Source organism: Desulfoluna sp. (assembly GCF_030145185.1).
Lineage (GTDB): Bacteria > Desulfobacterota > Desulfobacteria > Desulfobacterales > Desulfolunaceae > Desulfoluna.
Genome location: NZ_JAQYWB010000024.1, coordinates 16,501 through 37,481 on the forward strand (window position 1 = coordinate 16,501; position 20,981 = coordinate 37,481).

The following is a 20,981-nucleotide window of genomic DNA, read 5'->3' on the forward strand; positions in this document are numbered from 1 at the left end:
CACGTGATCACAAAAAAAAGCCCGACAGCGCATAACGCTGTCGGGCTTTTTTTATAAAATAAGGGGCCACGGACGACCTCTGCCAGGCATGCCACAGGACGCGTTAACCGCTCCTGTGACACCGCGACACGGCCGCCAGAAGGCTCTTAGTATCGGTAGTGATCCGCCTTGTAGGGACCATCCACAGACACGCCGATATACCCGGCCTGCTTTTCGGTGAGCGTGCTGAGCTTCACGCCCAGGCGATCGAGGTGAAGACGGGCCACCTCTTCATCCATCTTCTTGGAGAGGGTATAGACCTTCACCTCGTAGTTCCCGGTGGCCAACTCAATCTGGGCAAGGGTCTGGTTGGTGAAGCTGTTGCTCATGACAAAGCTGGGGTGACCGGTGGCGCAGCCGAGGTTCACCAGGCGGCCTTCGGCCAGCATGATAATGGAGCGACCGGAGTTCAGGGTCCACTTGTCCACCTGGGGCTTGATGTTCAGGCAGGTGCAGCCTTCGTTGGCCTCGAGGTACGCCATGTCAATCTCGTTGTCAAAGTGACCGATGTTGCAGACGATGGCCTCGGTTTTCATCTTCTCCATGTCCGCGCCGGTGATCACATGGTAGTTGCCGGTGCAGGTGACAAAGATGTCGCCCTGGCCCACGGCCTCATCCAGGGTCGTCACTTCAAACCCTTCCATGGCGGCCTGGAGGGCACAGATGGGATCGATCTCGGTGACCAGAACACGGGCACCGAACCCACGCATGGAGCGGGCGCAACCCTTGCCCACGTCCCCGTAACCGAAGACAACCACGACTTTACCGGCGAGCATGATGTCGGTGGCACGCTTGATGCCGTCAGCCAGAGACTCCTGACAGCCATAAAGGTTGTCGAACTTGCTCTTGGTGACGGAGTCATTGACGTTGATGGCGGGGAAAAGCAGCCCGCCTTCTTTTTCCAGCTGATAAAGACGGTGCACGCCGGTGGTGGTCTCTTCGGAGACACCCTTGATCTTGGCAGCCATCTTGGTCCACTTCTGGGGATCCACTTTGTAAGCAGCCTTCAGGCGCTCCAAGAGGCATTTTTCTTCCGCGTTGCCGGGCTCACGATCGAGAAGCGAGGGATCTTTTTCTGCCCTTACTCCTTCATGGACCAGAAGGGTCGCGTCCCCGCCGTCATCCACGATCAGGTCCGGGCCACTGCCGTCAGGCCAGGTAAGAGCCATCTCGGTGCACCACCAGTACTCTTCAAGGGTCTCGCCCTTCCAGGCAAACACCACCGCAGACTCATTGGCTGCAATGGCTGCCGCCGCATGGTCCTGGGTGGAAAAGATGTTGCAGGAGGCCCAACGAATATCCGCGCCCAGCTCTTTAAGGGTCTCAATGAGCATGGCCGTCTGAATGGTCATATGAAGGCTGCCGGTAACCTTCATGCCTGCCAGGGGCTTTTCCGGGCCATATTTTTTACGGGATGACATGAGACCGGGCATCTCCAGCTCGGAAAGCTGCATGTCTTTGTTGCCCCACTCCGCCAAAGTGATGTCGGCTACCTTATTTTTAAGGGTCAAATCGAGTTCCTGAAACGCCATCTTGCGTCCTCCTTGGATGTCTGTAATCAATGACTGTTTTTTTAAATCCCCCAAGGGACTCGGTGAGCCCTTTGAAAGCAGATCTACAAATACGATGTGGAGAGCCTCATGTCAGGCACCCCGCAGCCGCATATATTTAAAGAATTAAGGTTGCAGGAAAAAATAAAAGCAAGGCCTCCGGTGAGGCATTGTATCATTTTTATTCCCACCCACTTACGTGTTGAGTCTTCCATGTATCCAGTGACAACCACGGAGGTGGAAAGTCACCGGGATCACGCCTGCAACGCAGGGCAAATCACGTTCTCACCGCCTGGCAAATCATGACGGCAGGACCCCGGGCGGGGGAAAAATGCCGCGTGCTCTCCACGGAAAATCCCGCCTCATGAATCCACCCCAAAAGCTCTGCTTCAGAAAAACCCAGCCATCGGTCCCCGAACCGGTCCCGAAGGGATTCGTCGGCATGCTGGCCAAATTCGGCGATAAGAAGCCGGCCGCCTTCAGCCACCACCCGGCCGGACTCTTTCAGGGCCAGCCTCGGGTTATCCAGGTGATGCAGGGCCAGAGAGATCACGGCCAGATCCACTTCTGCGTCTCTCATGGGGAGGTGCTCCAGCTCGCCCAGGCGCAGGTCAAACCCGCCCCCCAGCGCCTGCAGCCTTGCCTCGGCCTCCTTGAGCATGTTGGAGGAGCTGTCCACCCCCACCACCTGTTCCACACACTCGGCAAGGCGGTTCATCAGCGCTCCGGTCCCGCAGCCAAGATCCACCGCCATGCGGCAGGGTTGGATATCCGCCATCAAGGCCTCATTCAGGTCAAAATCCCCTATGAGATCGACCTTGAGATGCTCCCAGCGAGGTGCAATATCGTCAAAAAACTTCTGCCGACGGAGTCTCCGGTCATGAATCACGGCCTCAGCCCGCTTGAAATCGGCCTGGATCAGAGGCTCGTCCATGGAGAGAGATTCAACCAGACTGGCCATCAGCGCGGTGTCTCCCACCTTTTCAGCCGAATAAAAAGCCCACACCCCGTCCCGGCGGCACACCAGCAACCCGCAATCCGTTAGAATCTTGAGATGCCTGGAGATGCGAGACTGTCCCATGTCCATCAAGGCGACAATCTCGTTCACGCTCATCTCGTGGTGAAGCAGGATATGATAGAGTCGAAGACGGGTGCTGTCCGCCATGGCTTTAAAATAAATAAGACTTTTCATCCCAGAATCTTCTCCCGCTCAGTGGCAATATCCATATATCAAGATGTATTGATATATAGACTTTCCATGCTCCTGTCAAGAGGTTACCCGGACCGTCCGGGCAGGAAAATGACCTTGCACCCAGATGACGCCACCGCTATAATAAAGGGTAACGCAGGCTCCATAGACACCCGGCACGCGGCCCCATCATGATCGGCAACCGCCTCCCCCTGACGAACCACCGAAGGACTGAAACCCATGGACTTAAAAGCGATCGGAGAAGATCTTGGCTTGGAAGAGAGCGAATTCCTTGAAATCGTTGAACTCTTCCTGGAAACAGCAGACATAGATATCGACCGTCTGAAACAAGCCATCATAAGCGGCGACCGGCAAACCCTGACCGAAGCCGCGCACTCCCTGAAAGGGTCTGCCGGGAACTTGGGGTTTACGGAAATCTATCGACTCTCCAAAGAGATCGAAGCCGCGGTCCGTGAAAATACCCTGGATAGCCTGGGCCCCGTCATGGAAGCCATTGAGGCATTCAAGGTGGGTATCCAGAAGGCTCTGGAGACCCGTACAACCTGACCACGCCCCCCGGCACATCGTCCATACCCGATGAGGTGATCCATGTCCCCAAGCTTCACCATCCTGGTCGCCGACGACAACCCTGTAAACCGCGCAATGATGTCCAAAACGCTCCAAAAAGAGGGGTACCGGATTGTCACGGCCGACTCGGGAAAAAGAGCCCGACAAATGGCGACGGCGGAGCCTCCGGACCTCATTCTTCTGGATATCTGCATGCCAGGCGAGAGCGGATTTGATGTGATCAAACATTTTAAATCCAATGCCCGCACCGCCTCCATTCCGGTGATTTTCCTCACCGCCCTCTCCGATGTCGACTCCAAGGTCGAGGGCTTCAACCTGGGAGCCGTCGACTACATCACCAAACCCTTTCACCCCCAGGAGGTCTCCGCACGCGTCAGCCTCCACCTGAAACTCTCCATCGCCACCAACTCCCTCATCAACAGCCAGGCCGAGAAACTCCGCCAGCTCACCGAAGCCCAGACATCCTTCCTCATCACCCCGGAGCAGGAACCTGGGGCTCATTTCGGGGTCCACTACATGGCTCTCCACGAAGCCGGGGGTGACTTTTATGATGTCCTTCACATTTCAGAAGACATCTACGGTTATTTTGTCGCCGATTTCTCTGGACACGACATCAGCACCGGCTACCTGACCTCCTCGGTCAAAGGGCTTTTAAAACAGAACTGCACCCAGATCTACACCCCCATGGAGAGCATGAACCTCATCAACGGCGTCCTGGTGGAGATCCTGCCTGCTGAAAAATACCTCACCGCCTGCTACGCACGGTTAAACCGCCGAAAACGCGTGATGGAGATCGTCTTCGCCGGTCACCCCCCGGTCTGCTACGTCCCCGCGGACGCCCCTGCCCGGCTCATCGGAGCCGAAGGGGACCCCATGGGCATCTTCAAAAGCACCCTGTTCGGCATCGTCTCCCTATCGGTCTCCGAGGGGGATCGCGTTTATATCTACACGGACGGCCTGGTAGAGTCTCCCGCCACAAAAAAAATGTGGCACAGCGAAACGGAAAAAATGCTCGACGCGTGTGAAAAGGGCCGCTCGGTTCCCATCGAGCAGGCCCCGCGCACCGTATCTGACCATCTCTGTCCCAACCGGGAAACCCAGGAAGACGACATGGTCATCCTCGCCATGGAGATCTGATACTTATGGAACCGTTCTCCCTGAAAAAAATGCCCGATGGCCTGGAAATTAGGATGAAGCCCTCCCTCATCCTGGTGGACCGCGCCGTGGAAGAGGTCAAGACGTTCTGCAGGCAGCGCGACCTCTCCCTCTCTCTTTTTGCCATCATCATCACCATGCGGGAAGGCCTCACCAACACCATCCGGCATGGATCGGTCCTCTGCCCCGATGACCCGATTCGGTTCTCCCTTCTCCTCGACGAAAACACCCTGCAGATGGAATTTGAGGATCAGGGTCCAGGATTTGACTGGCAAGCCACGATCAAAAAAAAACGAGCCACAAATTCTGAAGGAGGGCGCGGTCTTGAGATCATACAAAAATATTGCCACACCATGGTTTACAGCCAGCGGGGCAACCATCTCCACATTACCCTCCATATTTGAGGTGAAAATACCATGATACGATGAGATCCATTGAATCACTGACTTTTCGCGATCCCGTCGATTAAGATTGAAAAAACGCACACAATTCTCTACCTTTACACCCATGGGACATGTATTTGATTTTCAGGAAGCCGGGCAGTATGCTCAATGGCTTGAAATGGACCGCCACAGCGATGCGGCTGAACGCCAGAGCCAGCTGATGATAAAGCTCATCAACCCGGCTTATGGGGACCGGCTGCTGGATATCGGCTGCGGCACGGGGGTTACCCTTGCCGGCATGGATCGCATGAAACCGGGCCTGGATCTCACCGGCCTGGATGCCTCCACCTACATGCTTGATATCGCAGGTAAAAAATTAAGAAATCGCGCCGAGCTCTTCAAAGGCAATGCCGAAGCCCTCCCTTTTGAGGACAACGCCTTCAATTTTGCCGTCCTGAACCTCACCCTGGAATTTGTCGAATCCCCGGAAAAAGCCATCGCTGAAGCGGCCCGCGTGGCCAAAGATCGCCTCTATATCGGTTTTTTCAATCGACTGTCCCTGGGAGCCGTTCCCTCCCTTGGCAAAGGACTCCACGGCAACACGGTCTATTCGAAAGCGCACTTTCTCTCCACATGGGAGGTACGGCAACTGATTCGAGGACTTCTGGGCAAAGTCCCCATCTCCTCGCGGACCATCACCTACCACCCGCCCGCCGGCGGACGCCTCATCGGGCGTCTCTTTCGCCGTCTGCCCTACGGGGCCTACACGGGTATGTCCATCAGCCTGGTCCCCCGGTTCACGACCCGTCCCTTATCACTGTTTGCCGAAAAAACCCTGTCGCAAAACATGAGCATCGGGGAACAGTTTTTTAAACCCGATCCCCAGTAAAACCGGAGAGGTCCCAGGAGCCCATCATGGTCGAAGCCCTGCTGTATGAACGGTTGGAAAAAAATGCGGTCCGCTGCAACCTTTGCAGCCACCGCTGCACTATTAAAGAGGGAAGACGGGGGCGATGCAGCGTTCGCGAAAACCAGGGCGGCACCCTCATCTCCCTGGTCTACGGCCGATTGGTGGCCGCCGCGTCCGACCCCGTAGAAAAAAAACCAATCTGGCATCTGGCCCCAGGGAGTCTCTCTTTTTCAGTCGCCTCCGTGGGCTGCAACTTCAGCTGCAGCTTCTGCCAGAACGCCGACATCTCCCAACTCGCCCCGGACGAAAACGACCCAACAGGCATCACCGCCACCCCAGAGTCTGTGGTGGACCAGGCCCTCGCCGCAGGCGCACGCAGCATTGCCTTTACCTACACCGAGCCCACGGTGGCCTTTGAGTTTGTCCTCGACACGGCCCGCCTTGCCAGAGAAAAAGGACTCTTCACCATCCTGGTCACCAACGGCTACCTGACCTTTGAGGCCATCGACCTGCTGGCCCCCTATCTCACCTGTGCCAACGTCGACCTGAAAGCCTTCACCCACGATTTCTACAAACGCTACTGCCGTGCCTCCCTGGAACCGGTGAAAGACGCCATCCTCTATCTCAAGCAGAAAGGGGTCTTTCTCGAGATCACCACCCTTCTCATCCCAGACCTCAATGACAGCATGGACGAAATCGACCAGATCGCCCGATTTATCGCCAGCGGGACAGGTCCCGACACCCCCTGGCACCTCAGCCGATTCTACCCCACCTACCGCATGACCGATCGTCCACCCACGCCCATGGAAACCATCCTCATGGCACGAGATATTGGCATCAAAGCCGGATTGCGCTATGTATACACGGGCAACCTCCCGGAGAACACGGGGGAAAACACCTTCTGTTACGGCTGCGGCCGAGCGGTGATCCAACGATCGGGCTACCGTCTTGTTACCGTGGATATCAAGGACAACCGCTGCATCTTCTGCGGCACCTACATTGACGGTATTGATATTGATGGACAGACTTCGTAATCGGCTCAAAGCGGCCCTGGCCACCCCTTTTGCCGCAAAAATCAAAGAGACCCTCCTCGTTTACGGGCGCATGATCAAGTTCAGCCACACCATCTTCGCCCTCCCCTTTGCCCTCTCCGCCGTGGTTCTGGCCACCCTCGAAGCCCCCTTAACGGTTGGAAAGCTGTTCTGGATTCTCGTGGCCATGGTGGGCGCCCGAACAGCCGCCATGGGCGTCAACCGCATCGTGGATGCGGACATCGATGAGAGCAACCCACGGACCGCCATGCGAGCGATCCCCAAAGGGGAGATCGGGAAAAAAGAGGCGTGGCTCGTGGTGGCTGGGGCCGCAGGGCTCTTCATCTTCGCCGCGTGGATGCTCAGCCCCTTGTGCTTCAAGCTCTCGGTTCCCGTCCTGATCCTCCTCTGTGCCTACTCCTTTACCAAACGCTTTACCTGGCTCTGCCATATCTATTTGGGTTTTTCCATCTCCCTGGCCCCCTTAGGCGCCTGGATCGCCATGACCGGCGGGTTCTCCTGGAACATCCTCGTCCTCTCCCTGGCTCTGCTTACCTACATCGCCGGGTTTGACATCCTCTACGCCTGCCAGGACAGCGACTTCGACCGGGAAAAAGGGCTCCACTCCATCCCGGCAAATCTCGGCGTCAAAAAAGCGATGCAGATCTCCACCGGCATCCACACCGCCACCTTCGGCCTCATGCTCCTGCTCTGGCCCCTCTTTCGCCTGGGCTGGCCCTACGGCCTGGCCGTGGGCCTCATCGGCGTCCTTCTCGTGGTGGAACACAAACTCGTTAAGCCCGACGACCTCACCCACGTCAACATCGCCTTCTTCCACATGAACAGCCTCATTTCCCTGGTGCTCTTCGCGGGCATCCTCATCGGGCGCCTCACAGGAACCGTATAACATGGCTCGCATCGTCACCGCCTTCACCGGGGCCTCCGGTGCCCTCTATGGGCTTCGGCTGGTCAAAGCCTTGGCCGAAGCCGTTACCGAGATCGATCTCATCGCCTCAAAAGCGGCCCTGATCGTGGCCAAAGAGGAGCTGGGGCTCTCAGCAGAAGCGTTTATAGAGACCCTCCACGCGCTCGTCCGGTCAACCTCCGGCTCCACCCTCCACCTCCACGAAGTCAACGACTTCACCGCGGGCCCCGCCAGTGGCTCCTGCCCGGTGGACGCCATGGTGGTCGTCCCCTGCACCATGGCCACCCTGGCCGCCATCGCCACCGGATGCGGCAGTAACCTCATCCACCGGGCCGCCGACGTCACCTTAAAAGAAAAGCGCCCCCTGGTCCTCGTCCCCCGGGAGATGCCCTACAACCTCATCCACCTCAAAAACATGACCGCCGCAGCCGAAGCTGGCGCCACCCTCCTGCCCGCGTCACCGGCCTTCTATTCCAGACCCCAGACCCTGGAAGCCCTGGCCGATACCGTGGTGGCACGCATATTGGACCACATCGGCGTCACCCCGGCCGCAGACCTGGTGCCAAGGTGGAAGGGATAAAAAAACAGCCTCCGGCGGCGAGGTGAGCCACCTCGAAAGCGGATTGCGAATGCTCCCGCCCCTCGTTCCTCGGGTCGATCACATTCGCTGCGGGCTTCGCTCATAAACAACACCTTTGATTTCCCGTAGCAAAAAGCGACCCACCGGAGGCCTTTTTTTGAAAAAACCGACAGAAAAAGCAGTCAAACTACTCAACCACGCACACATCATGACCCTGGCCACGTCCTGTAACGGAAAACCCTGGGCGGCAGCGGTGTATTATGTGGCGTACAAGGGGAGCCTCTACTTTTTTTCGAGCCCGGAGGCCCGGCACATTCTGGAGGGGGAAGGGGAAGCAGCTGCGGCCACGGTCCATGAGAACCCGTTTCATTTTCAGGAGATCGAAGGTCTGCAAATGGAAGGAGAAATCACAAAGGCAGGGTTAACGCCTACGGCCATGGCGGCTTTTTCCCGGTATGTGAAACGCTTTCCCTTTTTAAAGGACCTTTTCGCGTTGAAGAATCTGGGCAGCCTGGCCGGATTTCTTGCCGCCGGCAAACCAAAATGGTACCGGTTTACCCCGGAAACCGTCCTCTACCTGGACAACAGCGAAGGGTTTGGCCACCGTGTGGCCTTGGAACCGGAAGATCTTTTTCCAGATGAGGGATAAAAAATGCCTCCGTGAATTGACGCGGAAGCACCGACAGCTCATGCACGTGCGACATCCGTTGTCACCCCTCACCCCTCGCGCGAATGCGGACGCATTTCAGCCCCGAGTGACGACTCCCGATGCGCATTCGCAAACCCGCTTTCAAGGTGGCGCCACCTTGCCGCCGGAGGCTTCTCTTTTTCTTTTGTTTGCTTTACCCAATATGGAGTTGACCCGAGCATGACCTATGCCAGCATGAGAGAGTGTGTGGAGGACTTGGAGACCCACGGCCACCTGATTCGGATTAAAGAGGAAGTCGACCCCTATCTGGAGATGGCTGAGATTCACAGGCGCGTTTACGCGGCAGGGGGACCGGCCCTGTTCTTCGAAAAAGTGAAAGGCTCGCCTTTTCCGGCGGTTTCCAACCTCTTCGGGACCTTGGAGCGCTCTCGGTTTATCTTCCGGCACACCCTGGACCGAGTCGCCCGGCTGGTGGAAGCCAAGGTGGATCCAAAATCCCTTTTGATGCACCCCATAAAAAATCTCATGCTGCCCTTCGCAGCCACCAAAGCCCTGCCCCGAAAGGTCAAGGACGCTCCGGTGATGGCGTGCACAACCTCCCTAAGCAAGCTCCCCCAGATCACCTGCTGGCCCGACGACGGCGGTCCCTTTGTGCTGCTGCCCCAGGTCTACTCTGAAGACCCCTCAAGCCCTCATATCTTACGGTCCAATCTGGGCATGTACCGCATCCAGCTGGCCGGAAACGACTACGTCCCGGACAAAGAGATCGGCCTTCACTACCAGATCAAACGGGACATCGGCCGCCACCACGCCCACGCCATCGAAAAAGGGGAGCCCTTGAAAGTCTCCATCTTTGTGGGTGGCCCACCCGCCCACACCTTTGCCGCGGTGATGCCCCTTCCCGAGAATCTGCCCGAAGTGGCCTTTGCAGGCGCCCTGGCCGGTCGGCGGTTCCACTACGCCAAAGAAAACGGCCACACCCTCTCCGCCGATGCTGATTTTTGCATCATCGGCACCGTGGACCCAAAAGCCGTAAAGCCTGAAGGCCCCTTCGGCGATCACCTCGGCTATTACAGCCTCACCCACCCCTTTCCCTTTTTGAAAGTGGAAAAAGTCTACCACCGGAAGGACGCCATCTGGCCCTTTACCGTGGTGGGACGGCCGCCCCAAGAAGATACCAGCTTCGGCGCCCTCATCCACGAGATCACCGGACCCGCCGTGCCCGACGCCATCCCCGGGGTCTCGGCCATTCACGCCGTGGACGCCGCTGGCGTGCACCCGCTGCTTCTGGCCATCGGCAAGGAGACCTATGTCCCCTACTGCGAGAATGAGGACAAAAAACCCATGGAGCTCCTCACCCTCTCCAACGCGATTTTTGGTTTCGGTCAGTGCTCCCTGGCCAAATACCTCTTTATCGTGGCCGAAGGGGATAATCCCCAGCTTGATATCCATGACGAGCGGGCCTTTCTCATCCATCTTCTCGAACGCATGGATTTCACCCGGGACCTCCATTTCCAGACCCGCACCACCATGGACACCCTGGATTATTCGTCCGACGGCTTAAACGAAGGCTCCAAGGTGGTCTTTGCCGCCGCCGGAGAAAAAAAACGGGGCCTCACCACCACCCTTCCCACGGGTTTTTTACTACCCGAAGGATTTTCATCCCCGCACCTGGCCCTTCCCGGAGTTATGATGGTCCAGGCTCCTAACTTCACCGATGAAGCTCAAGGCGAAGCCACCGCCCAACGCCTGGCTGACCACCTTCATGAGACGCCCACCAAGGGCATGGCTCTGGTGGTACTCACCGAAGACCCGGCCTTCGCCGCAAAAACGTTAGGCAACTTTCTCTGGACCACCTTTACCCGGTCCAACCCCAGCCACGACATCTACGGCGCCGGCGCCACCACCATCCACAAACACTGGGGATCCACCGGCCCCCTCATCATCGACGCACGGCTCAAACCCCACCACGCGCCTCCCCTCATCGAAGATCCTGAGATCTCAAAACGGGTGGACGATCTCTGCCAGAAAGGCGGGTCGTTATATGGGATTGTGTAAAGAGACAAAAAAAGCCTCCGGCGGCAAGGTGGCGCCACCTTGAAAGCGGGTTTGCGAATGCGATTCGGGTGTCGTTACTCTAGCGACCTTGCGTCCGCATTCGTGCTGCGTGTGACACGATGCATCGTTCATCACGATTACGTGAGCTGTTAGAAATTACACATCAACTCAGATGCTCTCTCGTTCCCAGGCAAAGCCTGAAAAGCATCCAGTAAATCTATGGATCGCCACCTTTGCCTTCCCCCCCATCTGTGATAAAAAGCCCCTATGAACTGGAAAGAAATACTCAAAAAATCGGTGGTATCAGCGGAAGAGTTGGAAGGAATGCCTGGGGTTGACGTGGACGAGGCCAATCGGGTCGCAGAAGTCTACCCCATGCGCATCAACCCGTACTGGCTCTCTTTAATGAAGACGGCAGGCGGCCCCCTCCAGCGCCAGGCGGTGCCCTCGGCAGCAGAACTCATGGACTCCCCCCTCTTGGAAGACCCCCTCTGCGAGGAGAAGGATTCTCCGGTATTCGGCCTCACGCATCGCTACCCGGACCGGGTGATTTTTCTGGTCTCTAACCAGTGCGCACTCTACTGCCGCCACTGCATGCGGAAACGAAAGGTGGGAAAACACCTGGGGACGGTCACCGACGCCACCATCGAGGCAGGACTCACCTACATTGAGCAGACGCCGGCCGTCAGAGATGTTATTCTCACTGGTGGAGACCCCCTCCTCTTAGACGACGAAAAAATCGACGCCATTTTAGCCCGACTCTCAGAGATCCCCCATGTGGAAATGATCCGCATCCACAGCAGGATCCCTGCGACCCTTCCCATGCGCGTCACCGAAGAACTTTGTGCGATGCTGAGCCAATACGAAAACCTCTGGATCAACACCCACTTCAACCATCCGGACGAGATCACCCCCGAAGCGGAAAAAGCGCTGAGGCTTTTAAACCGCACCGGAGCGCCCCTGGGATGCCAGACGGTTTTATTAAAAGGTGTCAACGACACGCCGGCGGTCATGGCCGAGCTCATGCGCAAACTCACAAAAAATCGGGTCCGGCCCTACTACATCCACCACGGAGACGCCGTCAAAGGCACCGGCCACTTCCGCACGACCATCGAAACGGGCCTGGCCGTGGTCAAGGGCCTTCGCGGCCACCTCTCTGGGCTCTGCGTGCCTGCCTATGTCATCGATCTCCCCGGCGGGGGCGGAAAAATCCCTCTTCTGCCGGAATCCATTCTCGCCCGGGACGAAGAAAAACTCACCGTTCGAGGCTACGACGGCAAGACCTACACCTACCCCCTGTAAGAACGCCCGATTCAACGGAAACTGTTGAATCAGGCGTTTAAAGCAGGCCATAGCCCATGGCTTTATTTTCGTTCTTTTGTAACTATTCAGCGTCCAAAAAGCCTCCGGCAGGGCCGCCGGAGGTATAAGCTGAATAGTTACATATCATTCTACCCTTTTCGCCCCACCCTCCCTGTGAAATTCTTGTCACACAACGACGGCTCATACATCCCGCGCAAGGTATAAATACCAAGACAGGTGGAGGACCTTGCAGCAGGCGTCCTCGGTGGACGCCATGCCAACCCAAATACGGAGAACAGGCGATGAACATCTTGAGACGTATCCGTGGAACAGCAGTGCTATTGCTTATCGGATCCATAGCCCTGACCGGATGTGCGAAACCAGGGCAAACAAACGAAGAAGCGCCACACAGTACCTATCAGAAGCTCCCGAGTCATGAAGAGGCGATGGGGGGCCACCACGACGCCGAACCTCTCAGCCATGCGGAAGACCCACACATGCAGCACATGCAAGAGGTCAAAATCTGGTTACAAAAAGAACTGGGCCATACATACGATCTGCCGCTTCCCCCGGCCACGAACGAGCAGCTCACGGCCGGCAGAAAAATCTATCTGCAGTCATGCGCCCCTTGCCATGGGGAAAAAGGCAGGGGCGACGGTCCGGTCTCCGAGTCTCTTGAGCAAAAACCATCCGATTTCACAGCCACAAAACACACGAAATTTTACTCTGAGCAAGGACGCCTTCATATCATCAAAAAAGGAATTGAAGGCACCCCCATGGCTGGCTGGGAAAACGCGCTCAATGAAGCGCAGCTCCAAGGGGTCTATGCCTATATTCGCTCCCTTTCCCCCTTCGAACCTGCGGGGGCACATCATCATCACTGATGAACCAGCAGCAGGCACTCATCTCTATTTGTGGTAGAAAAGCGTGCGCAGGACGCGCCCGTTTAACACCCCGTTCCAAACACAAAGCCCGATTCGACACGCGTGGTCGAATCGGGCTTATAACGTGCTGCACACGTCCCAGATACCGTGCCGTCCCTGTCTTTATTCTGCAACGTGGGTGAATGTATCTTTCACGGTTTTCTCACCAATCTTGATCTTTACGGTCACCTTATAGTTGCCTTTTTGTTTCATATCGACATCCGCCCCGTGCCCGCCGCCCATCCCCATGGCCATGATTTTCTTCTTTTTGCCATCGGGGCCCGTCACGAGAAAACCGACCCGGGCGTCATGGGCCAGACTCCCATCACTTTTTTTCACGTTCACCATCAGGTGATGCGAGGCCACCTTGCCCTTCATCTTCTCCATCCCCTCCATGTTTTCCATGCGTTTCTGCATATCAATAAGGCGATAAGTCAAGGTCACGCCATCGGTGGTATGGGTTCGGATCACCGTCTCGTCCATGTCCATGGATGTCTCCATGTCATGCCCTTTCATCTTTCCCGTGTTCATTTTCGTCTCTTGCATTTTTTTCATCTCTTTGCCTTTGCCGGAAAGATTCTCTCCATGCTGAGCAAAAGACACAGAGGAAAAACTCACGACTAAAAGCGCCAAAAGGCCAAAAATAAAAGTATGTCGTTTCATGATTTATCTTCCTTTGGTTCACGGTTGTTTGTTGTAAAAAACGGATTCAGGGGATCATCCCCTGACCGGAGGCTTTTTTTTCATCTCCCTGGCCTTCAACCCATAATAGATGGCCGGAATAATAATCAGTGTCAAAAAGGTGGAGGAGATAAGCCCCCCCACCATGGGGGCGGCGATGCGTTTCATAATCTGAGCGCCGGTTTCACTGCCCCACATCACGGGCAACAGCCCGATGAGGGTGGTGGCCACGGTCATGAGTTTGGGGCGAACCCGGTCCACGGCCCCTTCGATAACGCCCTCATAAAGATCGGACGGAGTGTTCATGCGTCCCTCTTCCAGCCGCCTGCCATAGACTTCATTCAAATAGACCAGCATCACGACCCCGGTTTCCGACGCCAGACCGGCCAGGGCGATAAAACCCACCACCACGGCCACCGAAAGGTTGTAATCCAGCCAGTAGATCAACCAGACCCCGCCCGTAAGGGCAAAGGGAAGACTCGCCATGACAAGGGTCGCCTCAGCGAGACTTCCAAAATGGAGATAGAGAAGCACAAAAATGAGAATAAGCGTGGCAGGAACAATGAGTGTCAGAGATTTCCGCGCCTTCTCCATGTATTCAAACTGACCGGACCAGACGAGAGAATACCCGGACGGAAGCGTCATGCTGTTCTCAATAAGGGCTTTTGCCTCTTTGACATAGCTCCCGACATCCACGCCTTTCAGATCCACATAGACCCAGGCCGTGCGTCGGGCATTTTCACTCTTAATGCCGGCCGGCCCGTTTTTAAAGGAGAGGGAGGCCAGCTGAACCAGGGGGACATGGGCCCCGGATGGGGTGGGCACCAGCACCCGGCCCAGGCTGTCGAGGTCGTTCCGGTACTCCCGGCTGTACCGCAGGTTCACCGGATAACGCTCCAGTCCCTCCACGGTCCAGGTGATGTTCCTCCCGCCAATGGCGGTCATAATGACCTTCTGCACATCATCCACCGAGAGCCCGAAACGGGCAAGGTGATCCCGGTTGATGGCGATATCCAGGTATTTTCCTCCGGCGACCCGCTCAGAATAGACCGACAGAGTCCCGTTCAAAGGCCGCAACAGCGCCTCAATCTGAGTGCCCAGGTCAGAGAGCACCGACAGATCGGTCCCCATGATCTTAATGCCCACCGGGGTCTTGATGCCCGTGGAGAGCATGTCGATGCGAGTGCGGATGGGCATGGTCCAGGCGTTGGTCAGCCCCGGGAACCGAACGGCTTCGTTCAACTCATCAGACAATTCCGTAAGGGTCATGTACCGCTCTTCCGGCAGCACCCAAGCCAGGGGCTTGCTTAAAAACGATGGCCAGTCGGAAAAAAATCGATCCACGGGCCGCTTACGCCACTCATGAAGGATCTTCCCCTCCTTCTCCTTTGGAAAAACCAGGGAAAGCGGGCGCACCAGCCCCCCCGGCCACCCATCGTAAAACCGATCCACGGTCAGCCTTTCGTGCTCCACCTTCGGCCGCAGCACGATGGTGGTCTCAATCATCGAAAGGGGGGCCGGGTCTGTGGAGGTTTCTGCCCGCCCCACCTTGCCCAGGACATGCCGCACCTCGGGAAAACGCTTGATGATCTTGTCGGTCTGCTGCAACAGCTCCCGCGCCTTGGTCACCGAGATCCCGGGCAGGGTCGTGGGCATATAAAGAAGATCCCCTTCATTCAAAGGCGGCATAAACTCGCTGCCCAGCCGTGAAAAAGGAAACCAGGTCGCGGCCAGAATCAAAACCGCAATGGCGATTGTCAGTTTTCGCCATGACAGCACCCCATGAATCACCGGACGATAAATCCGAATTAAGAATCGGCTCAAGGGGTTCTCCTTTTCGCTCAGGATCCGCTGGGGTAAAACCATCATCACAAGCAAAAAGCCCGCGATCATCGCGCCCCAGAAACTCCAGACAGGAAGATCAACCCCAAAAGAACGGGCCGCCAGGACCGCCAGGGGAGGAAAGACCCCCGTCAGGCCATACATCAGACGGCGACGCCTTTTGGGCTGGGCATCAAAGACGCCCTTTTCCCGAACGAAAAAAGTCATCAACACTGGAATAACCGTCACCGCAAGCACAGAAGAAGCGGCCATGGCAAAGGTCTTCGTGTACGCCAAGGGGCGAAAAAGACGTCCCGACTGCTCCACCAGGGTGAACACAGGCAGAAAGGAGACCGTAATAATCAGAAGACTGTAAAAAAGTGCCGGCCCCACTTCCCGGGACGCATCGATAATGATCTGCTGATGGGAGCGCGTCCCATCGTTTCTCTCCATGTGCTTGTGGGCATTTTCCACCAGCACCACCGAGGCGTCCACCATCACCCCGATGGCAATGGCAATCCCTCCTAGGCTCATGATGTTGGCGTTGATGCCGTTGAGATACATGACGGTAAAAGCGATGAGAATACCCACAGGCAGCGTGAAAATCGCCACAAAGGCCGACCGGAAGTGCAGGAGAAAAATCACGCAGATAAGCGCCACCACGGCCATCTCTTCCACCAGCTTTACCTTGAGGGTGGAGACGGCCCGCTCGATGAGCCCCGAGCGATCGTAGCCCGCTTCGATGGTGACCCCCTCGGGCAGCCCCTGCTCAAGCTCTTTGAGTCGTTTTTTTACCCGTTCGATGGTGGCCAGAGCGTTTTCGCCGTAACGCATCACCACGATGCCCCCCACCACCTCGCCTTCCCCGTTCCACTCCAGCACACCGCGCCGCAGCTCCGGACCGATCTTCACCCGGGCCACATGCTTCAACAGGATCGGGGTGCCCTTCTCATCCACACCCAATGAGACCTTTTCCAGGTCCTCCACCGAAGAGAGATAACCCAGCCCCCGCACCATGAACTCTGTCTCCGCCATCTCCACCAGACGCCCCCCCACATCGGTGTTGGAGCGCTTAATGGCAGAACGAATCTGGTCGATGGAGAGGTTGTAGGCATTGAGACGCGAGGGATCCACCTCCACCTGATACTGCTTCACAAACCCGCCGATACTCGCCACCTCGGAGACACCGGACACCGCCGTGAGTTCATACCGCAGATACCAGTCCTGAAGACTGCGAAGCTGCTGGTTGTCCAGGGCACCTGAGCTGTCCTTGAGCACATACTCATACACCCAGCCCACCCCGGTGGCGTCTGGCCCCAGTGCCGGAGTGACCCCCTCTGGAAGTCGCCCGGCCACCACGTTCAAATACTCCAGCACCCGGGACCGCGCCCAGTAAATATCCGTGCCGTCTTCAAAGATAATGTAGACAAAGGAGAGCCCGAAAAAGGAGTACCCCCGCACGGACTTGGCGTAGGGAACGCTCAACATGGCCGTGGTTAAGGGATAAGTCACCTGGTCCTCCACCACCTGGGGTGCCTGCCCGGGAACGTCCGTGTAGACGATCACCTGGACGTCAGAGAGATCCGGGATCGCATCCAGTGGCATCCGCGATATGGACACAAGGCCCGCCACCACCACAAAAAGCGTCACCAGAATCACCAGAAACCGGTTTCGCACAGACCATATAATCAGTTTTTCTATCATCTTGATCCCATGCCTTCTCTGGGTAAAACAAGGTGGCGCCACTTTGAAAGCGGGTTTGCGAATGCGCTACGGCTGTGGGTACACTGGGCACCTCGCGTCCGCATTCGCGTGAATGTTAAGGCTTCGCAAATGATCTCAACCCGAGGAACGAGGGGTGAGATCATTCGCAACCTGGGGTCCAGGGGATCATCCCCTGGCCGCCGGAGGCTGTTTTTTTTACATATCTTCAAAAAAATCATCGTCCTCAGAATCCGGCCCGGTCTTGGGAGGTTTTGGGTTCTTCACCTCCATCATTTTGGCCACGGCCTCTTTGAGCTGGGACTCCGAATCGAGGAGGAACTGGCCGGAGACCACCACCTCATCGCCGGGGGCGATGCCCCTAAGGACATGAAGCCGGCCATCATCTAAGGTAATCCCGGTGATCACCTCACGGGGGGTGAATCGGCCCTGACCGGTTCGCACAAAGACCGTCTCTTTGCTGCCGGAGTGGAGGACGGCTTCAGCGGGAATCACCACCCCGTTTTCGCCGGTATCGGTTATCAGGCTGACGTTGGCGTACATGTCGGGTTTCAGGTAGTCGTCACGGTTGTCGAACTCCAGGCGCACGGTCACATCCCGGGTGCGGCCCTGCATAAAGGGATACACATAGGCCACCTTGCCGGTAAGAATTTTCCCCGGGCTGAAGGGAAGGGCCATGGAGGCTGCCTGGCCCTGACGCACCCGCCCCACCTCATATTCATAGACATGGGCTTCCACCCAGACCCGAGAGAGGTCCGAGAGGGTGTAGAGCGTGGTGCCGGCATTAAAATATCCCCCTTCCATGACGCCCTTGGTCACCACCACACCGGTGTAGGGGGAGGTCACGGTGACACTCTCAAGGGCTCGTCCCAAGCGCTCTGCCCGCCGAATTTCGGGCGCAGGCATGGCATAGTTCTGAAGCTTTCGTTTGGCCGAGGCGAGGAGCCTTCGGTGGGTCTCACTGCCCCCTTGTGCAAGCCGTGACCGCGCATTGAGGTACTCCTCCTGGGCGGCGATGAGTTCCGGGGAATACACCGTAAAAAGGGGTTCCCCGCGATTCACCTTCTGCCCTTCAAAGTTGACATGAAGGGTCTGGATCCAGCCGGAGAAACGCGGGCTCACCCGATAGGTTCGGGTCTCATCGTAGGTCACATGCCCCCAGGTATGCAGGGTGCGAGAGAGCGAGGCCTGGGCGGCCCGTTCCAGACGGACCCCCATGTTCTGCTCCATCACCGGATCGATATGAATCGCGACCCCGCCCACCAGCGCATCCTCGTACACAGGCACCAGATCCATCCCCATGGCACTCTGGCCCGGGCCATCATAGATTTCAGACGGGTTCATCGGGGCACGCCAGTAGGCCACCACCCGTTCTGCCGGGCTTTCTGACGCGGCCGCTTCCGCGATCTTGGGGATCAAGTTCATCCCACAAACCGGGCAATCCCCAGGCTCATCCACGAGGATAAAGGGATGCATGCTGCAGGTCCAAAGCGCTTCCACCGTCTCATGGTCATGGCCGTCCCGCGTGATGGACGTCCTCTCCCCTGGTGGATGGCCCGATTTCAACACGGGCATCAACACCCCTCCGACCAGAACGGTCACAGCCACCCCCACGCCAAGCCCCAGAAGCCACGCCATTGCATTATTTTTCAGTCTCATTTCGCCACTCCCTGCGCCTCGGAACGTTTAAAAACTCGCTCACGTGTCAACGCCTCACGATTCACAATCGATGCCACCCCGGGAAAAACATCCCCGGCAACCACCTTAAGATTCGCTTCCGCCACCAGCGCGTCCCGTAAAAACATCCTGGCCTTCAACTCCGATCTCAAGACGGCCATCACCGCATCAATCATCTGGTCAAAGGAGGCCCCCCCGACCTCATAGCGTGAAACCGAGGCTTCGGAGAGCTGCCGGGCCCTCGGGACCAGATCGTCTCTATAGAAAAGGTGGCGATCCAAGGCCGTCGCCATATCCGTGGACAAGCCCTCAATGCGATGGGGCAGCTCCCGCTCATAGCCTTGATACCCCAATATGGCCGCGCGCTCCCCGGCCCTCCGGGATGCGATCAGACGATCCTCCCGACGGTGCTTCCAGACCGGCACGGGAATCGAGACAGAGAGAGAAAAAAAATCATCCCGGTTGTTTCCCATGGGGTCATCCTCCCGCTGCCCGTAGGCCACTTTGATATCCACATCCGGCATCGCCTCTTTTTCTGCCAGCGACAGCGAGATACGGCTCAAGTCGAGGGTCCTTCCAAGCATCTCAAGACGAGGATTTTCGGCATCGGCCCGGGCCACCCACTCCTGGGCCGCCCTCAGCTGCGGGAGATCCAGGCGTACTTCCGGCCTCACGACACGATAGTATTCTCTCTGCAACAATCGGTTGAGGCCAACCTCCAGGCTGCGACGACGCCCCTCCAGAAGCATCCGCTCGTCGGTCAACTGGCTCAACTCCAGCTCCCCTGCAAGGACGGCGCGCTGAACCTCACGGCCTGCGCCATACCGTGATGCAGAGGCCTCGGTGGCCTGGGTGACCAGCTCAAAAAGTTCCGTGTTCAACCTCAGGCTCTCGCCCACAAACCAGAGCTCATAATAAAGGCTGGCCACCTCACGCTGAAGGACAAGCACCTGCTCTTTTAAACGGGATTCTGCCTTCTGAGCCGACACCCGTTTGGCATCGGCGGCAAGGCTCCGCTTTCCCGGCCAGGGAAAGCGCTGGGTGATGGAGAGCTGTTTCTGGGTCATGGGCTCCTGGTCCATGGCCAACCCATCCACCGGCAGGTTGATAAGCCCCACCCCGAGTTTCGGGTTAGGCAGGGCCCCCGCATACCCCGACGCGGCCAAGAACCCGCGGACCTCTTCCCGGGTGGCCTGGATCTCCGCATTGTTCGCCACCGCCTCCAGAACGAGCGAAGAGAGGGACACTTCCTGGGCCATGCCCAGGCTCGGGACAAGCCCCCACACCGCCACCACCAACATGTTAAAAATAAATCGTCTCATTCCCTCTGTCCCTGTGAATTAATCTAAAAATCAATGAAGCGACACGCACCACATCTGCCACCTTACCGGCCAACAGTGCAGCGACTGTGCCAACCGCCTGGCGGTCCTTTTATAAGACTGTTTTTTAAGGATAAAATATCTGGATAATAAATATTTGCTTCCCCACGATCCAGGAACGTTAAAGAGTATTCTCTACAACGCTGAAGAGTATTGTGAAGGGCTGACGTAAATCATTGCAGGAAACAAAAGGCCCTCAGGGCAGGGGCCTGAAATATAGGGAGAGGAAGAAAAATATGCGGAGAAGAAAAAAAGGACTCGGGCAAAACCACGCAGCGTCACCCAAACAAAAAAATCGATTCACTATTCAGCTCCCAAAAAAGCCTCCGGCGGCAAGGTGTGCCACCTTGAAAGCTGCTTGCGAATGCGCTTTGCCCCCATGTCACGGCGTAGCCGCAGGCGAAGACGGATTCCTCGGG

Annotated in this window: 17 protein-coding genes; 11 read left to right on the forward strand and 6 right to left on the reverse strand. The window is 57.1% G+C overall.

Annotation, left to right across the window (positions count from 1 at the left end):
• Positions 1–146: 146 nt before the first annotated feature.
• Positions 147–1,571: an adenosylhomocysteinase gene (gene ahcY / locus Q1Q75_RS09595; protein ID WP_300669799.1), complete on the reverse strand. Its 1,425-nt coding sequence runs from the start codon at positions 1,569–1,571 to the stop codon at positions 147–149.
• Positions 1,572–1,866: 295 nt separating this feature from the next.
• Positions 1,867–2,781, reverse strand: a complete 915-nt coding sequence (locus Q1Q75_RS09600) for a metalloregulator ArsR/SmtB family transcription factor (protein WP_300669801.1) — start codon at positions 2,779–2,781, stop codon at positions 1,867–1,869.
• Between the two features lie 237 nt (positions 2,782–3,018).
• Here Q1Q75_RS09600 and Q1Q75_RS09605 point away from each other — a divergent pair, with 237 nt between their 5' ends.
• The 11 genes from Q1Q75_RS09605 to Q1Q75_RS09655 all read left to right on the forward strand — a co-directional run bounded on the left by Q1Q75_RS09605 (position 3,019) and on the right by Q1Q75_RS09655 (position 13,243).
• Positions 3,019–3,345, forward strand: coding sequence for an Hpt domain-containing protein (locus tag Q1Q75_RS09605; protein WP_300669803.1), 327 nt, complete (start codon positions 3,019–3,021; stop codon positions 3,343–3,345).
• 42 nt (positions 3,346–3,387) lie between these two features.
• Positions 3,388–4,503 (forward strand): SpoIIE family protein phosphatase, encoded by a 1,116-nt coding sequence (locus Q1Q75_RS09610; RefSeq protein WP_300669805.1) that lies wholly within the window; start codon positions 3,388–3,390, stop codon positions 4,501–4,503.
• A gap of 5 nt (positions 4,504–4,508) precedes the next feature.
• Positions 4,509–4,925, forward strand: coding sequence for an ATP-binding protein (locus Q1Q75_RS09615; RefSeq protein WP_300669807.1), 417 nt, complete (start codon positions 4,509–4,511; stop codon positions 4,923–4,925).
• A gap of 67 nt (positions 4,926–4,992) precedes the next feature.
• Complete coding sequence (locus Q1Q75_RS09620; protein WP_300669808.1) at positions 4,993–5,793, forward strand: class I SAM-dependent methyltransferase; 801 nt, start codon at positions 4,993–4,995, stop codon at positions 5,791–5,793.
• A 26-nt stretch (positions 5,794–5,819) separates the two neighbouring features.
• Positions 5,820–6,848, forward strand: coding sequence for an AmmeMemoRadiSam system radical SAM enzyme (gene amrS, locus Q1Q75_RS09625; protein WP_300669810.1), 1,029 nt, complete (start codon positions 5,820–5,822; stop codon positions 6,846–6,848).
• The gene (locus Q1Q75_RS09630) at positions 6,832–7,752 is read left to right on the forward strand and encodes a UbiA-like polyprenyltransferase (protein ID WP_300669811.1); all 921 of its coding nucleotides are present in this window, start codon (positions 6,832–6,834) and stop codon (positions 7,750–7,752) included. The genes amrS and Q1Q75_RS09630 overlap by 17 nt, the downstream gene beginning before the upstream one ends.
• Position 7,753: 1 nt before the next feature.
• Entirely contained in the window at positions 7,754–8,350 is a 597-nt protein-coding gene (locus tag Q1Q75_RS09635; protein ID WP_300669812.1) for a UbiX family flavin prenyltransferase, read from the forward strand.
• A gap of 157 nt (positions 8,351–8,507) precedes the next feature.
• A complete protein-coding gene (locus tag Q1Q75_RS09640; protein WP_300669813.1) occupies positions 8,508–8,999 on the forward strand; it encodes a pyridoxamine 5'-phosphate oxidase family protein in 492 nt (163 codons plus the stop codon).
• Between the two features lie 219 nt (positions 9,000–9,218).
• Positions 9,219–11,057 carry a UbiD family decarboxylase gene (locus Q1Q75_RS09645; RefSeq protein ID WP_300669814.1) on the forward strand — a complete coding sequence of 613 codons (1,839 nt, stop codon included), beginning with the start codon at positions 9,219–9,221 and terminating at the stop codon, positions 11,055–11,057.
• Between the two features lie 267 nt (positions 11,058–11,324).
• Complete coding sequence (locus Q1Q75_RS09650; protein ID WP_300669816.1) at positions 11,325–12,359, forward strand: KamA family radical SAM protein; 1,035 nt, start codon at positions 11,325–11,327, stop codon at positions 12,357–12,359.
• Between the two features lie 302 nt (positions 12,360–12,661).
• A complete protein-coding gene (locus tag Q1Q75_RS09655) occupies positions 12,662–13,243 on the forward strand; it encodes a cytochrome c (RefSeq protein WP_300669819.1) in 582 nt (193 codons plus the stop codon).
• Between the two features lie 162 nt (positions 13,244–13,405).
• On the opposite strand, the gene Q1Q75_RS09660 is transcribed toward Q1Q75_RS09655, so the two are convergent.
• The 4 genes from Q1Q75_RS09660 to Q1Q75_RS09675 form a co-directional block, all read right to left on the reverse strand.
• Positions 13,406–13,945, reverse strand: a complete 540-nt coding sequence (locus tag Q1Q75_RS09660) for a hypothetical protein (RefSeq protein ID WP_300669821.1) — start codon at positions 13,943–13,945, stop codon at positions 13,406–13,408.
• A 54-nt stretch (positions 13,946–13,999) separates the two neighbouring features.
• Positions 14,000–17,488, reverse strand: a complete 3,489-nt coding sequence (locus tag Q1Q75_RS09665) for an efflux RND transporter permease subunit (RefSeq protein WP_300669823.1) — start codon at positions 17,486–17,488, stop codon at positions 14,000–14,002.
• Between the two features lie 216 nt (positions 17,489–17,704).
• Entirely contained in the window at positions 17,705–19,165 is a 1,461-nt protein-coding gene (locus tag Q1Q75_RS09670; RefSeq protein WP_300669825.1) for an efflux RND transporter periplasmic adaptor subunit, read from the reverse strand.
• Positions 19,162–20,505 carry a TolC family protein gene (locus tag Q1Q75_RS09675; RefSeq protein ID WP_300669827.1) on the reverse strand — a complete coding sequence of 448 codons (1,344 nt, stop codon included), beginning with the start codon at positions 20,503–20,505 and terminating at the stop codon, positions 19,162–19,164. Before Q1Q75_RS09675 ends, Q1Q75_RS09670 begins: the two co-directional genes overlap by 4 nt.
• Positions 20,506–20,981 lie beyond the last annotated feature (476 nt).

Bases quoted from the DNA above. Each gene is read 5' to 3' on its own strand.
- Q1Q75_RS09610 (WP_300669805.1), top strand. From the start codon at position 3,388: ATGTCCCCAAGCTTCACCATCCTGGTCGCCGACGACAACCCTGTAAAC.
- Q1Q75_RS09675 (WP_300669827.1), bottom strand. From the start codon at position 20,505: ATGAGACGATTTATTTTTAACATGTTGGTGGTGGCGGTGTGGGGGCTT.
- Q1Q75_RS09635 (WP_300669812.1), top strand. From the start codon at position 7,754: ATGGCTCGCATCGTCACCGCCTTCACCGGGGCCTCCGGTGCCCTCTAT.
- Q1Q75_RS09615 (WP_300669807.1), top strand. From the start codon at position 4,509: ATGGAACCGTTCTCCCTGAAAAAAATGCCCGATGGCCTGGAAATTAGG.
- Q1Q75_RS09645 (WP_300669814.1), top strand. From the start codon at position 9,219: ATGACCTATGCCAGCATGAGAGAGTGTGTGGAGGACTTGGAGACCCAC.
- Q1Q75_RS09665 (WP_300669823.1), bottom strand. From the start codon at position 17,488: ATGATAGAAAAACTGATTATATGGTCTGTGCGAAACCGGTTTCTGGTG.
- Q1Q75_RS09605 (WP_300669803.1), top strand. From the start codon at position 3,019: ATGGACTTAAAAGCGATCGGAGAAGATCTTGGCTTGGAAGAGAGCGAA.
- Q1Q75_RS09630 (WP_300669811.1), top strand. From the start codon at position 6,832: ATGGACAGACTTCGTAATCGGCTCAAAGCGGCCCTGGCCACCCCTTTT.
- Q1Q75_RS09670 (WP_300669825.1), bottom strand. From the start codon at position 19,165: ATGAGACTGAAAAATAATGCAATGGCGTGGCTTCTGGGGCTTGGCGTG.
- Q1Q75_RS09660 (WP_300669821.1), bottom strand. From the start codon at position 13,945: ATGAAACGACATACTTTTATTTTTGGCCTTTTGGCGCTTTTAGTCGTG.
- ahcY (WP_300669799.1), bottom strand. From the start codon at position 1,571: ATGGCGTTTCAGGAACTCGATTTGACCCTTAAAAATAAGGTAGCCGAC.
- Q1Q75_RS09600 (WP_300669801.1), bottom strand. From the start codon at position 2,781: ATGAAAAGTCTTATTTATTTTAAAGCCATGGCGGACAGCACCCGTCTT.
- Q1Q75_RS09650 (WP_300669816.1), top strand. From the start codon at position 11,325: ATGAACTGGAAAGAAATACTCAAAAAATCGGTGGTATCAGCGGAAGAG.
- Q1Q75_RS09655 (WP_300669819.1), top strand. From the start codon at position 12,662: ATGAACATCTTGAGACGTATCCGTGGAACAGCAGTGCTATTGCTTATC.
- amrS (WP_300669810.1), top strand. From the start codon at position 5,820: ATGGTCGAAGCCCTGCTGTATGAACGGTTGGAAAAAAATGCGGTCCGC.